Origin of the sequence: Streptomyces sp. NPDC006798 (assembly GCF_040635975.1) — a bacterium.
GTDB lineage: Bacteria > Actinomycetota > Actinomycetes > Streptomycetales > Streptomycetaceae > Streptomyces.
In genome coordinates this window covers 163,368-178,142 of record NZ_JBEYIS010000005.1, presented here as the reverse complement: position 1 = coordinate 178,142, position 14,775 = coordinate 163,368, and the positions used below count along the sequence as shown (strand labels likewise).

Annotated in this window: 13 protein-coding genes; all 13 read left to right on the top strand. The window is 71.6% G+C overall.

From position 1 onward, the window contains the following. Nucleotides 1–63 precede the first annotated feature (63 nt). The 13 genes from ABZ714_RS05190 to ABZ714_RS05130 all read left to right on the top strand — a co-directional run bounded on the left by ABZ714_RS05190 (nucleotide 64) and on the right by ABZ714_RS05130 (nucleotide 14,435). The gene (locus ABZ714_RS05190; protein ID WP_358823822.1) at nucleotides 64–1,749 is read left to right on the top strand and encodes a UDP-N-acetylmuramoyl-L-alanyl-D-glutamate--2,6-diaminopimelate ligase; all 1,686 of its coding nucleotides are present in this window, start codon (nucleotides 64–66) and stop codon (nucleotides 1,747–1,749) included. 4 nt (nucleotides 1,750–1,753) lie between these two features. Beyond that, nucleotides 1,754–3,184, top strand: coding sequence for a UDP-N-acetylmuramoyl-tripeptide--D-alanyl-D-alanine ligase (gene murF, locus ABZ714_RS05185; protein WP_358823774.1), 1,431 nt, complete (start codon nucleotides 1,754–1,756; stop codon nucleotides 3,182–3,184). After that, nucleotides 3,181–4,251, top strand: a complete 1,071-nt coding sequence (gene mraY / locus ABZ714_RS05180; RefSeq protein WP_358823773.1) for a phospho-N-acetylmuramoyl-pentapeptide-transferase — start codon at nucleotides 3,181–3,183, stop codon at nucleotides 4,249–4,251. Before murF ends, mraY begins: the two co-directional genes overlap by 4 nt. Beyond that, entirely contained in the window at nucleotides 4,248–5,669 is a 1,422-nt protein-coding gene (gene murD, locus ABZ714_RS05175) for a UDP-N-acetylmuramoyl-L-alanine--D-glutamate ligase (protein WP_358823772.1), read from the top strand. Before mraY ends, murD begins: the two co-directional genes overlap by 4 nt. An 80-nt stretch (nucleotides 5,670–5,749) precedes the next feature. After that, nucleotides 5,750–7,183, top strand: coding sequence for a putative lipid II flippase FtsW (ftsW, locus tag ABZ714_RS05170; RefSeq protein WP_358823771.1), 1,434 nt, complete (start codon nucleotides 5,750–5,752; stop codon nucleotides 7,181–7,183). A gap of 6 nt (nucleotides 7,184–7,189) precedes the next feature. Further along, nucleotides 7,190–8,278, top strand: coding sequence for an undecaprenyldiphospho-muramoylpentapeptide beta-N-acetylglucosaminyltransferase (murG, locus tag ABZ714_RS05165; protein ID WP_358823770.1), 1,089 nt, complete (start codon nucleotides 7,190–7,192; stop codon nucleotides 8,276–8,278). A 48-nt stretch (nucleotides 8,279–8,326) separates the two neighbouring features. Further along, nucleotides 8,327–9,115: an FtsQ-type POTRA domain-containing protein gene (locus ABZ714_RS05160; protein WP_358823769.1), complete on the top strand. Its 789-nt coding sequence runs from the start codon at nucleotides 8,327–8,329 to the stop codon at nucleotides 9,113–9,115. Between the two features lie 277 nt (nucleotides 9,116–9,392). Continuing rightward, nucleotides 9,393–10,598 carry a cell division protein FtsZ gene (gene ftsZ / locus ABZ714_RS05155; RefSeq protein ID WP_358823768.1) on the top strand — a complete coding sequence of 402 codons (1,206 nt, stop codon included), beginning with the start codon at nucleotides 9,393–9,395 and terminating at the stop codon, nucleotides 10,596–10,598. After that, nucleotides 10,595–11,359, top strand: coding sequence for a peptidoglycan editing factor PgeF (gene pgeF / locus ABZ714_RS05150; RefSeq protein ID WP_358823767.1), 765 nt, complete (start codon nucleotides 10,595–10,597; stop codon nucleotides 11,357–11,359). Before ftsZ ends, pgeF begins: the two co-directional genes overlap by 4 nt. Beyond that, nucleotides 11,356–12,078: a YggS family pyridoxal phosphate-dependent enzyme gene (locus tag ABZ714_RS05145; RefSeq protein WP_358823766.1), complete on the top strand. Its 723-nt coding sequence runs from the start codon at nucleotides 11,356–11,358 to the stop codon at nucleotides 12,076–12,078. The genes pgeF and ABZ714_RS05145 overlap by 4 nt, the downstream gene beginning before the upstream one ends. Before the next feature lie 140 nt (nucleotides 12,079–12,218). Next, nucleotides 12,219–12,839: a cell division protein SepF gene (gene sepF / locus ABZ714_RS05140; protein WP_358823765.1), complete on the top strand. Its 621-nt coding sequence runs from the start codon at nucleotides 12,219–12,221 to the stop codon at nucleotides 12,837–12,839. 71 nt (nucleotides 12,840–12,910) lie between these two features. Then, nucleotides 12,911–13,201, top strand: a complete 291-nt coding sequence (locus ABZ714_RS05135) for a YggT family protein (RefSeq protein WP_358823764.1) — start codon at nucleotides 12,911–12,913, stop codon at nucleotides 13,199–13,201. A 64-nt stretch (nucleotides 13,202–13,265) separates the two neighbouring features. Continuing rightward, complete coding sequence (locus ABZ714_RS05130) at nucleotides 13,266–14,435, top strand: DivIVA domain-containing protein (RefSeq protein ID WP_358823763.1); 1,170 nt, start codon at nucleotides 13,266–13,268, stop codon at nucleotides 14,433–14,435. Nucleotides 14,436–14,775 lie beyond the last annotated feature (340 nt).

The following is a 14,775-nucleotide window of genomic DNA, read 5'->3' as shown; positions in this document are numbered from 1 at the left end:
CGAACGACCCGGCGCCAACGGCCGCCGGACAACCGAGCCCCGAGGACAACCCCCGTGCCACCAGTGACGACGATCACCCCCGAACCCGGGAACCACGACCCCGGACCGACCTCTTTTGGCCCCGCGCGCACCGAGCCCGGTACGCTCACCGCCGTGCCCCACCCTGATCAGTACGGAAACACCCCGCAGTCCGCAGCCGCCCCGCCGTCGCAGCCGGGAGCGCCCCGTCCGGACCGGCCCCATCCGACGCCCCTCGCGGAGCTGGCGGCCCTGCTGGGGGTGAGCGCCCCGGACACCCCGGAACCGGTCCTGGTCACCGGCATCACGCACGACTCCCGTGCCGTACGCCCCGGGGATCTGTACGCGGCCCTGCCCGGCGCCCGGCTCCACGGCGCCGACTTCGCCGACCAGGCCGCCAAGCTCGGCGCCGCCGCCGTCCTCACCGACCCGGCGGGCGCCGGGCGCGCCGCCGCCGCGGGGCTCCCCGTCCTCGTCGTGGACGCCCCCCGGGCCCGGATGGGCGCCCTGGCCGCCGAGATCTACGGCCACCCGGGCGAAGGGCTCCTCCAGATCGGAGTCACCGGTACCTCCGGCAAGACCACCTCGGTCTATCTGATGGAGGGCGGCCTGCGGGCCGCGGGCCGCCCGGCCGGACTGGTCGGCACGGTCGAGACCCGGATCGGCGGCGAGAGCGTCAAATCCGAGCGGACCACTCCCGAGGCCACCGACCTCCAGGCCCTCTTCGCGGTGATGCGCGAACGCGGTGTCGACGCGGTCGCCATGGAGGTCTCCAGCCACGCCCTGGTGCTGGGCCGGGTCGACGGCTGCGTCTTCGACGTCGCCGTCTTCAACAACCTCAGCCCGGAGCACATGGAGTTCCACACCGACATGGAGGACTACTACCGGGCGAAGGCGGGCCTGTTCACCCCCGCCCGCAGCCGCCGGGCCGTGGTCAACCTGGACGACGAGTGGGGCCGCAGGCTGGCCGGGGAGGCGACCGTCCCGGTCACCACCTTCTCCGCCGAGGGCGACCCGGACGCCGACTGGCGCGCCGAGGACGTCGAACTGGGCTCCATGGGCTCCACCTTCACCGTCGTCGCCCCCGACGGGCGGCGGATCCCCGCCGCGTCCCCGCTGCCCGGCGCGTTCAACGTCGCCAACAGCCTCGCCGCCGTGGTCACCCTCGCCACCGCCGGAATCGACCCGGAGACCGCCGCCGACGGCGTCGCCGCCGTCCCCGGGGTCCCGGGCCGGCTGGAGCGGGTCGACGCCGGCCAGCCGTATCTCGCCGTCGTCGACTACGCCCACAAGACCGACGCCGTCGAATCGGTGCTCAGGTCCCTGCGGAAGGTCACCGAGGGCAGGCTGCACATCGTCCTCGGCTGCGGCGGCGACCGCGATGTCACCAAGCGCGGCCCGATGGGCGCCGCGGCCGCCCGGCTCGCCGACACCGCCGTACTGACCTCCGACAACCCCCGCTCCGAAGACCCGCTGGCGATCCTCGCCACCATGCTCACCGGAGCCGCCTCAGTGCCGGCCCACGAACGCGGCCGGGTCCTCGTAGAGGAGGACCGGGCCGCAGCCATCGCCGCCGCCGTCGCCCGCGCCGAACCCGGCGACACCGTCCTGGTCGCCGGAAAGGGCCACGAACAGGGCCAGGACGTCGCCGGAGTCGTCCGCCCCTTCGACGACCGCCGCGTCCTGGCCGACGCCATCCGCGCCACCACGCCCGAGAACTCCCGGGGATGACCCAGTGATCACCCTCTCCCTCGCCGAGATCGCCGCAGTCGTCGGCGGGCAGCCGTACGACATACCGGATCCGGCCGCCACCGTCACCGGACCGGTCGTCATCGACTCCCGGGCCGTCGTACCCGGTGCCCTCTTCGCCGCCTTCGCGGGCGCCACCGCGGACGGCCACGACTACGCCGAACGGGCCGTCGCCGACGGCGCCGCGGCCGTCCTGGCCACCCGTCCCGTCGGCGTGCCCGCGATCGTCGTGCCCGATGTCACCGCGGCCCTGGGCGCCCTTGCCCGGGACGTCGTGGAACGCCTCGGCGCCACCACCGTCGCGCTCACCGGCTCCGTCGGCAAGACCGGCACCAAGGACCTGATCGCCCAGCTGCTGACCCGCAAGGGGCCCACGGTCTACCCGGAGGGCAATCTCAACAACGAGATCGGCCTGCCGCTGACCGCCCTGCGCGCCGACACCACCACCGAGCACCTGGTCCTGGAGATGGGCGCCCGCTACGTCGGCGACATCCGCTATCTGACCGAACTGGTGCCGCCGCGGATCTCCGTCGTCCTCAACGTCGGCACCGCCCATATCGGCGAGTTCGGCGGCCGGGAGCGGATCGCCGAGGCCAAGGGGGAGATCGTCGAGGCGCTGCCCGAGGACGGTGTCGCCGTCCTCAACGCCGACGACCCCCTCGTCCGGGAGATGGCCGCCCGGACCCGGGCCCGGGTCGTGTACTTCGGCGAGGCCCCGAGCGCCGCCGTCCGTGCCGAGAATGTCCGGCTCACCCGGCAAGGTCGCCCCGCCTTCACGCTTCACACCCCCACCGGGTGCGGCGAAGTGACCATGCGGCTGTACGGTGAGCACCACGTGTCGAACGCGCTCGCCGCGGCCGCCGTCGCCCATGAGCTGGGCATGCCCGTCGACGAGATCGCCAGCGCGCTCTCCGAGGCCGGCACCCTCTCCCGCTGGCGTATGGAGGTCACCGAGCGTCCGGACGGCGTGACGATCGTCAACGACGCCTACAACGCGAACCCCGAATCCATGCGGGCCGCGCTGCGCGCACTGGCCGCCATGGGACAGGACGCGCGCAGCCGGGGGGGACGCACATGGGCGGTGCTCGGTCTCATGGCCGAGCTCGGTGACGAGGCACTCGCCGAGCACGACGCGGTCGGACGGCTCGCCGTCCGGCTCAACGTCAGCAAGCTCGTCGCAGTCGGGGGCAGGGAAGCGTCCTGGTTGCAACTGGGCGCATATAACGAGGGTTCGTGGGGTGAGGAGTCGGTGCACGTGTCCGACGCACAGGCGGCGGCCGACCTGTTGCGCAGTGAGCTGCGCCCAGGAGACGTCGTGCTGGTGAAGGCGTCCAGATCGGCAGGTCTGGAACGGCTCGCGCAGACGCTGATCGATGACGCGGCGGTGCCCGCGGATGGGCGGGGTGCCGGCCGATGAGGCAGATCCTCTTCGCGGGGGCCATCGGGCTCTTCCTGTCGCTCATCGGTACGCCGCTGCTGATCAAGCTGCTGGCCCGCAAGGGGTACGGGCAGTTCATCCGCGACGACGGGCCGCGCACCCACGGCAGTAAGAAGGGGACGCCCACCATGGGCGGTATCTCCTTCATCCTGGCCACCCTGATCGCCTACGCACTGGCGAAGGTGTTCACCGGCGGCGAGGTCACCTACTCCGGTCTCCTGGTCCTCTTCCTGATGGCCGGAATGGGTGTGGTCGGCTTCCTCGACGACTACATCAAGATCGTCAAGCAGCGGTCGCTCGGTCTGCGGGCCAAGGCGAAGATGGCGGGCCAGCTGATCGTCGGTATCGCCTTCGCGGTACTCGCGCTCCAGTTCAAGGACTCCCGCGGCAACGCCCCGGCGTCCGAGAAGCTCTCCTTCATCACGGACTTCGGCTGGACCATCGGCCCGGTGCTCTTCGTGGTCTGGGCCCTCTTCATGATCCTGGCCATGTCCAACGGGGTGAACCTGACGGACGGTCTGGACGGTCTGGCCACCGGCGCCTCGGTGATGGTCTTCGGCGCCTACACCTTCATCGGTCTCTGGCAGTTCCAGGAGTCCTGTGCCAACGCCTCGTCACTGACCAATCCGGAGGCGTGTTTCGAGGTACGCGACCCACTGGACCTCGCCGTGGTCGCGGCGGCCCTGATGGGTTCCTGCTTCGGCTTCCTCTGGTGGAACACCTCACCCGCCAAGATCTTCATGGGTGACACCGGATCCCTCGCCCTCGGCGGCGCGCTGGCCGGTCTGGCCATCTGCTCCCGTACCGAGCTGCTGCTGGCCATCCTCGGCGGACTCTTCGTCCTGATCACCATGTCCGTGGTCATCCAGGTCGGATCGTTCAAGATGACCGGGAAACGCGTCTTCCGGATGGCCCCGCTGCAACACCACTTCGAACTCAAGGGGTGGTCCGAAGTCCTTGTGGTGGTCCGGTTCTGGATCATCCAGGGCATGTGTGTGATCGTCGGACTGGGTCTCTTCTACGCGGGCTGGGCGGCCGACAAGTGAGCAAGCGCGAGGAGTTCGCGGGCAAGCGGGTCACCGTGGCGGGTCTGGGGGTCTCCGGGCTCCCCGCCGCCAGGGTGCTCCACCGGCTCGGCGCTCTCGTCACGGTCGTCAACGACGGCGCCGACGACCGGGCGAAGGCCCAGGCGGCGGAGTTGACGGCCGAGGGCGTAACGGTCCGGCTGGGCGACGGGGACACCCTCCCCGACGGCACCGAGCTGATCGTCACCGCCCCCGGCTGGCGGCCCGACAAGCCCCTGTTCGCCGCCGCCGCGGCGGCGGGCGTCGAGATCTGGGGCGATGTCGAGCTGGCCTGGCGGCTGCGGGAGCCGGGCGCGGCGCCCTGGCTCGCCGTCACCGGGACCAACGGCAAGACCACCACGGTCCGGATGCTCGCGGCCATCCTGGAGGCGGCCGGACTGCGCACGGCGGCCGTCGGCAACATCGGCGTCTCGCTCCTCGACGCCGTCCTCGCCGAGGAGCCGTACGACGTCCTCGCCGTCGAGCTCTCCAGCTACCAGCTGCACTGGGCGCCGTCGCTGCGGGCCCACTCGGCCGCCGTCCTCAATCTGGCCCCCGACCACCTCGACTGGCACGGCTCGATGAGCGCCTACGCCACCGACAAGGGCCGGATCTACGAGGGCAACGAGATCGCCTGCGTCTACAACGCCGCCGACCCGGCCACCGAGGACCTGGTCCGCGGGGCCGATGTGGTCGAGGGCTGCCGGGCGATCGGCTTCACCCTCGGCACCCCGGGGCCCTCCCAGCTCGGGGTCGTCGACGGCATCCTGGTCGACCGGGCCTTCGTCGAGAACCGGCGGGAGCAGGCCCAGGAACTCGCCGAGATCGCCGATGTCGAGCCCCCGGCGCCGCACAACATCGCCAACGCCCTCGCGGCGGCGGCGCTGGCCCGCGCCTACGGGGTGCCCGCGAGCGCCGTACGCGACGGACTGCGGGCCTTCCGGCCCGACCCGCACCGGATCGAGAAGGTGGCCGACGTCGACGGGGTCGCGTACATCGACGACTCCAAGGCGACCAACACCCATGCCGCCGAGGCGTCCCTCGCGGCCTACGACCCGATCGTGTGGATCGCGGGCGGCCTCGCCAAGGGCGCCACCTTCGACGAACTGGTCGGCCGGGCCGCCGGACGGCTCCGCGGGGCCGTACTGATCGGCGCCGACCGCGCCCTGATCGCCGAAGCCCTGGCGCGACACGCCCCCGATGTCCCGGTCGTGGACCTCGACCGGACGGACACTGGGGCGATGACCGCCGCCGTCCGCGAGGCGGCGCGGCTCGCCCGGCCGGGCGACACCGTCCTGCTGGCCCCGGCCTGTGCCTCGATGGACATGTTCGTCAATTACAACAAGCGGGGCGAGTCCTTCGCGGAAGCGGTCCGCGGTCTCGCCGCCCAGCGCGCCTGACCGGCCCGACCTGTGCGCCGCCGCGCCCCGGCCCGCGGGGTGCGGCGGGCACCGGGCCCGACTGGAGGGGACAGCGCCGAATGAGCCTGCTGGACATGTTTCGGCCGCGGTACGCGCCGGTACCCGTACTCGCCCGCTCCGGAACGGGCGGCGCGGGCCGGGCGCCGCGCGGACGCACCCGGGGGACCGGCGGCGCGGGCCGTCCCGCCGGGCAGGTCCCGCGGGTCCCCCGCGCGAGCGGCACCGCCCGCTCCGGCGGCCCCCCGGGTCCCCCGCGCGGCCGGGGCGCGCGACGGCTCTACGAACGGGCCCGCCGCGCCTGGGACCGGCCCCTGACCGCGTACTACGTGATCCTCGGCAGCAGCCTGCTGATCACCGTACTCGGCCTGGTGATGGTCTACTCCGCGTCGATGATCAAGGCGCTGGAACTCTCCCTGCCCGGCTCCTACTTCTTCCGCAAGCAGTTCCTGGCCGCCCTGATCGGCACCGGACTGCTGCTGCTGGCCTCCCGGACACCGCTGCGGCTGCACCGGGCGCTTTCCTATCCGCTGCTGGTCGGCACGGTCGGTCTGATGGCGCTGGTGCAGATCCCCGGGATAGGGGTCTCGGTCGGCGGCAACCAGAACTGGCTCTCCGTCGGCGGCTCGTTCCAGCTCCAGCCGAGCGAGTTCGGCAAGCTGGCGCTCATCCTGTGGGGCGCCGATCTGCTCGCCCGCAAACACGACCGACGGCTGCTGGCCCAGTGGAAGCACATGCTGGTACCGCTGGTGCCGGTGACCTTTCTGCTGCTCGGGCTGATCATGCTGGGCGGCGACATGGGCACGGCGATCATCCTCGCCGCGATCCTCTTCGGGCTGCTCTGGCTGGCGGGTGCCCCCACCCGGCTCTTCGCCGGGGTACTCGGCGTCTCCGCCCTGGTGGGTCTTGTACTGATCCGGACCAGTGAGAACCGGATGTCCCGGCTGGAGTGCATCGGCGCCATCGACCTCGGCCCCCAGGGGGAGTGCTGGCAGGCCGTCCACGGGATCTACGCCCTGGCCTCCGGCGGATGGTTCGGTTCCGGCCTCGGGGCCAGTGTGGAAAAATGGGGACAACTGCCGGAGCCCCATACCGATTTCATCTTCGCCATCGCCGGTGAGGAGCTGGGCCTGGCGGGGACGCTGTCGGTGCTCGCCCTGTTCGCGGCTCTAGGCTATGCGGGTATCCGCGTGGCCGGACGCACGGAGGACCCCTTCGTGAGGTACGCCGCGGGAGGTGTGACCACCTGGATCACGGTGCAGGCCGTGGTCAACGTCGGTGCGGTACTCGGACTGCTGCCGATCGCCGGGGTTCCGCTCCCGCTGTTCTCCTACGGAGGGTCGGCCCTGCTGCCGACCATGTTCGCGATCGGGCTGCTGATCGCCTTCGCCCGGGCCGAGCCCGCGGCGAAGGCCGCCCTGGCGGTACGTTCGCCAGGCGTGAGATGGAAGACGATGAGACGGCGCGTCACCAGGCGTCCGTCCGGAGAGCGGTGAATTTCGGTGCATGTCGTACTCGCCGGTGGGGGGACCGCCGGCCACATCGAGCCCGCGCTCGCCCTCGCGGACGCCCTGCGCAGGCAGGACCCGACCGTGGGCATCACGGCACTGGGCACGGAACGCGGCCTGGAGACCAGGCTCGTCCCGGAACGCGGCTACGAGCTGGCTCTGATCCCCGCCGTACCGCTGCCCCGGAAGCCGACCCCGGAGCTGATCACCGTCCCCGGGCGGCTGCGCGGCACCATCAAGGCGGCCGAGCAGATCCTGGAGCGCACCAAGGCCGACTGCGTGGTCGGCTTCGGCGGTTATGTCGCCCTGCCCGGCTATCTCGCCGCCAAGCGGCGCGGGGTGCCCATCGTCGTCCACGAGGCCAACGCCCGGCCCGGTCTCGCCAACAAGATCGGTTCCCGGTACGCGGCCGGGGTCGGCGTCGCCACCCCGGACAGCAAGCTCCGCGGCGCCCGCTACATCGGCATCCCGCTCCGGCACTCCATCGCCACCCTCGACCGCGCCCGGGTGCGCCCCGAGGCGCGCGCCGCCTTCGGCCTGGACCCCCAGCTGCCCACCCTGCTGGTCTCCGGCGGCTCCCAGGGCGCGCGCCGGCTGAACGAGGTGGTCCAGCAGATCGCTCCGGTGCTCCAGCGCTCCGGAATCCAGATCCTGCACGCGGTCGGCCCCAAGAACGAACTGCCGCGCGCCGAGAACATGCCCGGAATGCCGCCGTACATCCCGGTACCGTACGTGGACCGGATGGACCTCGCGTACGCCGCGGCCGACATGATGCTCTGCCGTGCGGGCGCGATGACCGTCGCCGAACTGTCCGCCGTCGGGCTGCCCGCCGCCTACGTCCCGCTGCCCATCGGCAACGGCGAACAGCGGCTCAACGCCCAGCCGGTGGTCAAGGCGGGCGGCGGACTGCTGGTCGACGACGCCGAACTGACGCCCCAGTGGGTGCAGGACAGCGTCCTTCCGGTACTGGCCGATCCGCACCGGCTGTACGAGATGTCCCGTGCAGCCGCCGAGTTCGGCCGCAGGGACGCCGACGACCTCCTCGTCGGCATGGTGTACGAGGCGATCGCGGCCCGCCGTTAGGCGTCGCCGCCGCCGGGGCTGGGAGCCAGCCGGAAGGAGACGGGGAGCGTGGCCGGACCGACCACCGCGGACCGCGGGGTGCGCACACCGCCTACGGGGCCGCCGGAGCGCCCGCCCGGCCGGGCGGCCCGGATCCCCGGCGGCCGCAGGACCCTGCTGACCGCCCTCGCGGTCCTCGCCCTGTCCGGCGGGGTGCTGTGGGCCCTCTACGGTTCCTCCTGGCTCCGGGTCCGTACCGTCGAGGCCACCGGGGTCCGGGTGCTGACCCCCGAACAGGTCGTCGAGGCGGCCCGGGTGCCGACCGGCGGGCCGCTGGTCTCGGTGGACACCGACGCGGTCGAGGCCCGGCTGGCCGACCGGCTGCCCCGGATCGACTCGGTCGTGGTCTCCCGCTCCTGGCCGGACGGGATCGTCCTCGACGTGGTCGAACGACGGCCCGTCCTCGTCCTGGAACAGGGCGCGCGCTTCGTCGAAGTGGACCGGAAGGGCGTACGGTTCGCCACCGTCGACCGGGCGCCCGGTGGCGTACCCCGGCTACGCCTGGAAGCGTCCGGATCGCCGAGTCTGCGGCGGTTCGGCGCCGACCGGCTGGTCTCCGAGGCGGTCCGGGTCCGGGGCGAACTGCCCCCGAAGGCTGCCGCCGACCTCCGTACCCTGGTGGTCCGTTCATACGACGACATCACCGCCGAGCTGGCCGGGGGGCGGAGCGTCTTCTGGGGCGGCCCCGAACAGGGCGAGCAGAAGGCCCGTGCCCTGACGGCGCTCATGAAGGCCGCGCCGAAGGCCCGCGAGTACGACGTCAGCGCCCCCACCGCGCCCGCCGTGTCCGGGAGTTGACGCACAAATGCCCAGGCCCCGCCCCCTGGGTGGTGCGCGCAACGGCTGATCACATAGGGTGAAAAGAAAAACGGGACGTTCGGCGTGTTCATTGAACGCGCGCCACGTGTCGACTTAGTGTCCTGTTCGGAGGAGTCCAGGGAACGGACACACTGATAACCCTAAACTTCAACGTTAGGGTTCGGGTCGGCGCTCCGGACCGTCCCATCGGCATCCGTCGCCGGGGTGCGCGACCGCACCACGGCAACACATATTTTCGAGGCGAGAGGCCTTCGACGTGGCAGCACCGCAGAACTACCTCGCAGTCATCAAGGTCATCGGTGTCGGCGGCGGTGGTGTCAATGCCATCAACCGAATGATCGAGGTCGGCCTCAAGGGCGTCGAGTTCATCGCGATCAACACGGACGCCCAGGCGCTGTTGATGAGCGACGCCGACGTCAAGCTCGACGTCGGCCGGGAACTCACCCGCGGGCTCGGCGCCGGGGCCAACCCGGCCGTCGGCCGCAAGGCCGCCGAGGACCACCGGGAGGAGATCGAGGAGGTCCTCAAGGGGGCCGACATGGTCTTCGTCACCGCCGGTGAGGGCGGCGGCACCGGCACCGGCGGCGCGCCCGTCGTGGCCAATATCGCCCGCTCCCTGGGCGCCCTGACGATCGGTGTGGTGACCCGCCCCTTCACCTTCGAGGGCAGGCGCCGGGCCAACCAGGCGGAGGACGGCATCGCCGAACTCCGCGAAGAGGTCGACACCCTCATCGTCATCCCCAACGACCGGCTGCTCTCCATCTCGGACCGCCAGGTCAGCGTGCTCGACGCGTTCAAGTCCGCCGACCAGGTACTGCTCTCCGGCGTCCAGGGGATCACCGACCTGATCACCACCCCGGGTCTGATCAACCTCGACTTCGCCGACGTCAAGTCCGTGATGTCGGAGGCCGGATCGGCGCTGATGGGCATCGGCTCGGCGCGCGGCGACGACCGTGCGGTGGCCGCGGCCGAGATGGCCATCTCCTCGCCGCTGCTGGAGGCGTCCATCGACGGCGCCCGCGGGGTGCTGCTCTCCATCTCCGGCGGTTCCGACCTCGGTCTCTTCGAGATCAACGAGGCGGCCCAGCTGGTGAGTGAGGCCGCCCACCCCGAGGCGAACATCATCTTCGGCGCGGTGATCGACGACGCGCTGGGCGACGAGGTCCGGGTCACCGTGATCGCGGCCGGATTCGACGGCGGCCAGCCGCCCGCCCGCCGCGACACCGTGCTCGGCTCGTCCTCCGCCAAGCGCGACGAGCCCGCCCCGGCCCCGTCCCGTCCGGCCGAGTCGGCCGTCCGCTCCGGCGGCCTCGGTACGGTCCCGGTCCGCGACGAGTCCCCGGCCCCCGAGCCGGTCTCGGTCCGGGACGAGTCCCCGGCCCCGGCACCGCAGGTCCCCTCGACCCGTTCCTACAGCGACACCTCCGCCGAAGAGCTGGACGTGCCGGACTTCCTGAAGTGACCGTGGGGCACGACGCGATAGACGAGAACGGCGCGCGCTTCGCCTTCACCGACCGGTGGGGCGGGGTGAGCGCCGTTCCGTACGAGGAGCTGAACCTCGGCGGCGCGGTCGGCGACGACCCGGCGGCCGTCACGGCCAACCGGGCGATCGCGGCGAAGTCGCTGGGGCTCGACCCGGCCCGGGTGGTCTGGATGAACCAGGTCCACGGCCGGGACGTGGCCGTGGTCGAAGGCCCTTGGGGCGAGGGCCCGGTGCCCTCGGTGGACGCGGTGGTCACCGCCCGTCCGGGGCTGGCGCTCGCCGTACTGACCGCCGACTGCGTTCCGGTACTGCTGGCCGATCCGGTCGCCGGGGTCGCCGGGGCCGCCCACGCGGGCCGGCCCGGGATGGTGGCCGGGGTGGTGCCCGCGACGGTGGCGGCGATGGTCGCCCTCGGAGCCCGGCCGGAGCGGATCACCGCCAGGACCGGACCTTCGGTATGCGGACGGTGTTACGAGGTCCCCGACGCGATGCGGTCCGAGGTCGCGGCGGTCGAGCCCGCCGCCCGGGCCACCACGAGCCGGGGCACCCCGGCCGTGGACGTGGCCGCCGGGGTCCACGCCCAGCTGGCCCGGCTCGGGGTCACGGACCGTCAGGACGCGGGTGTCTGCACCCTGGAGTCCGCGGACCACTTTTCGTACCGCCGGGACCGCACCACCGGGCGGCTCGCCGGATATGTCTGGATCGAGCGGCCGGACGGGCCCGGAAGGGAAGAGACATGACGGATCGCCGGTCCGAACTGGCCGCGAATCTGGCGGCGGTGGAGGAACGTATCGCCGCCGCCTGTGCCGCCGCCGGGCGGCAGCGCGAGGAGGTGACGCTGATCGTCGTCACCAAGACCTATCCCGCGTCCGACGTACGGATCCTTCATGAACTCGGCGTACGCCATGTGGCGGAGAACCGCGACCAGGACGCCGGGCCCAAGGCGGAAGCCTGTGCCGATCTCGATCTCAGCTGGCACTTCGTCGGTCAGTTGCAGACCAATAAGGTCCGTTCGGTGGTGCGTTATGCCGATGTGGTGCACTCGGTCGACCGAGTAAGACTTGTCACAGCGCTCTCCGCCGCCGCCGAGCGGGCCGGCCGGGAGGTCGGCTGTCTGATCCAGGTCGCCCTCGACGCCGAGGAGGGGGCCGCGCGCGGTGAGCGCGGCGGCGTGGCGCCCGGCGGGATCGAGGAGTTGGCCGCCGCGGTCGCCGCCGCGCCGGCCCTCCGGCTCGGCGGTCTGATGACGGTGGCGCCGCTGACCGGGCCGTATGCCGACCGGCCGCGAGCCGCCTTCGAGCGGCTGAGGGAATTCTCATCGGGCCTGCGCGCGGGGCATCCTGCTGCGAACATGGTCTCCGCGGGAATGAGCGCGGACCTCGAGGAGGCCGTGGCCGCGGGTGCGACACATGTACGCGTCGGCACTGCGGTACTCGGAGTCCGTCCCCGGCTCGGGTAACGTCGCGAAGCAAGTCGGACCACAGCAGAAAATATGGTCATTCCCGCCAAAATGTGGGCGTGACACGTGGATCGCGGACACTTGGTGACACTGCGACATCGGCGACAAGGCGATCCACCACAGAGCGGAGGACTCAGAGCATGGCCGGCGCGATGCGCAAGATGGCGGTCTACCTCGGCCTCGTGGAGGACGATGGGTACGACGGCCGGGGCTTCGACCCCGACGACGACTTCGAACCCGAGCCCGAGCCCGAGCGGGAGCACCGGCGGCATCAGCCCCCGCATCAGATGGAGCGGGAGGAGCCGGTGCGAGCGGTGCAACCCCCCGCGCCGCGCGAGCCGGTGGCGCATGTCGCCGCCGCCATGCCCGCCGAGAGCGGGCGCCCGGCCCGTATCGCCCCCGTGGCGTCCATCACACCCGAACGTCCGAGCCTGGAGAAGAACGCGCCGGTGATCATGCCCAAGGTCGTGTCCGAGCGGGAGCCGTACCGCATCACAACTTTGCACCCCCGGACCTACAACGAGGCCCGTACCATCGGGGAACACTTCCGTGAGGGCACTCCGGTGATCATGAATCTGACGGAGATGGACGACACCGACGCGAAGCGACTTGTCGACTTTGCCGCCGGACTCGTCTTCGGCCTCCACGGGAGTATTGAACGGGTGACCCAGAAGGTCTTCCTCCTGTCGCCTGCTAACGTCGATGTCACGGCGGAGGACAAGGCCCGTATCGCAGAGGGCGGATTCTTCAACCAGAGCTGAGAACGCGTCATCGGGACGACCCCGGCCGAGGAGGCCGGACCGCGAGAGCACAGGGGAGAGGGAAGCACGGCATGGGTGTCGCACTACAGGTGGTTTACATCGCGTTGGTGTGCTTCCTGGTCGTGCTGTTCTTCCGATTGGTCATGGACTACGTCTTCCAGTTCGCTCGTTCATGGCAACCCGGGAAGGTGATGGTGGTCGTCCTTGAGGCCACCTACACTGTCACCGATCCACCGCTCAAGCTTCTTCGGCGGTTCATCCCGCCGTTGCGTTTCGGGGGCGTGGCACTCGACCTGTCCTTCTTCGTTCTGATGATCATCGTCTACATCCTGATCTCCGTCGTAGGACGTTTCGCGGGGTGAAGGGGGTAACTGTGGACGATACGGTCTTGCCGACTGCCGACGACTACGTAGAGGTGAAGAAGACATGCCGCTGACCCCCGAGGACGTGCGGAACAAGCAGTTCACGACCGTCCGTCTCCGAGAAGGCTATGACGAGGACGAGGTCGATGCCTTTCTCGACGAGGTCGAGGGCGAACTGACCCGCCTGCTTCGCGAGAACGAGGACCTGCGCGCCAAGCTGGCCGCGGCGACCCGAGCGGCGGCGCAGAACCAGCAGCAGCAGGGCATGCGGAAGGGACCCGGCCCGGAGCAGCAGGACCAGCGGCCTCAGGGTCCTGTGCCCGCCGCCATATCGGGCCCCCCCGTCCAGCAGCAGCAGCCGCAGCAGCAGATGGGCCCGCCCCAGCTGCCCGGCGGTGCGCCCCAGCTGCCGGCCGGTCCCAGTCACGGCGGCCCGATGGGCGGCCCCGGCCAGATGCAGGGCGGCCCCATGGGCGGCCCGCAGATGGGCGGAATGCAGGGCGGCCCGATGGGTGGCCCCGGTCAGATGCAGGGCGGCCCGATGCAGGGTGGTCCGATGGGCGGTCCCGGTCAGATGCAGGGCGGCCCCATGGGCGGCCACCCGCAGCAGATGCCCGGCCAGGGCGGCCCCGGTGGCGACAGCGCCGCGCGGGTTCTCTCGCTGGCCCAGCAGACCGCCGACCAGGCGATCGCGGAGGCCCGTTCCGAGGCCAACAAGATCGTGGGCGAGGCGCGTTCGCGCGCCGAGGGTCTGGAGCGGGACGCCCGTGCCAAGGCCGACGCCCTGGAGCGGGACGCCCAGGAGAAGCACCGCGTCGCGATGGGGTCGCTGGAGTCGGCCCGCGCCACGCTGGAGCGCAAGGTCGAGGACCTGCGTGGCTTCGAGCGGGAGTACCGCACCCGGCTGAAGTCCTACCTGGAGAGCCAGCTCCGTCAGCTGGAGACCCAGGCCGACGACTCGCTCGCCCCGCCGCGCACTCCGGCCGCCGCCTCGCTGCCGCCGGCGCCTTCGATGGCCTCCGCCGGAGCGCCCTCGATGGGGCACTCCATGGGCGGCGCCCCCTCGATGGGCGGCTCCCCGATGGGCGGTGGCGGTCCCTCGTACGGTGGCCAGCAGCAGATGGCGCCCGCGATGACCCAGCCGATGGCTCCGGTCCGTCCGCAGGCTCCGCAGCCGATGCAGCAGGCGCCGTCGCCGATGCGCGGTTTCCTGATCGACGAGGACGACAACTGACGGGCGACTACGCGCCGAGCGCGTAACCGTCGGCAGTCTGTACGGAAGGGCCGGGCCCGGACAATTGTCCGGGCCCGGCCCTTTTGTGTATGTGCCCTGCCGGAGGTAAGCGACCGGACTCTCCGGTGCCCGGCGGGGTGGAATCGCGGTGTACGGAAGCGCTCCCGGGGCCTTCGCGAGCCGCGCGCGCCGGTGATACGCCTCCGCGCGACCGGACGCCGACCGGACGCCGACGGCGTCGGCCACGTCACATCTCGTCCTGCCGCCTCGTCGACAACTCGGTACGAGGACCGGGTGATCGGCCCGGAGCGGAGGTGCGGGAACGACGAACGCCGCACCG

What these genes read in the sequence shown, in the direction of transcription:
- mraY (WP_358823773.1), top strand. Translation starts at nt 3,181, where the DNA reads ATGAGGCAGATCCTCTTCGCGGGGGCCATCGGGCTCTTCCTGTCGCTC.
- ftsW (WP_358823771.1), top strand. Translation starts at nt 5,750, where the DNA reads ATGAGCCTGCTGGACATGTTTCGGCCGCGGTACGCGCCGGTACCCGTA.
- ABZ714_RS05145 (WP_358823766.1), top strand. Translation starts at nt 11,356, where the DNA reads ATGACGGATCGCCGGTCCGAACTGGCCGCGAATCTGGCGGCGGTGGAG.
- sepF (WP_358823765.1), top strand. Translation starts at nt 12,219, where the DNA reads ATGGCCGGCGCGATGCGCAAGATGGCGGTCTACCTCGGCCTCGTGGAG.
- ABZ714_RS05135 (WP_358823764.1), top strand. Translation starts at nt 12,911, where the DNA reads ATGGGTGTCGCACTACAGGTGGTTTACATCGCGTTGGTGTGCTTCCTG.
- ABZ714_RS05130 (WP_358823763.1), top strand. Translation starts at nt 13,266, where the DNA reads ATGCCGCTGACCCCCGAGGACGTGCGGAACAAGCAGTTCACGACCGTC.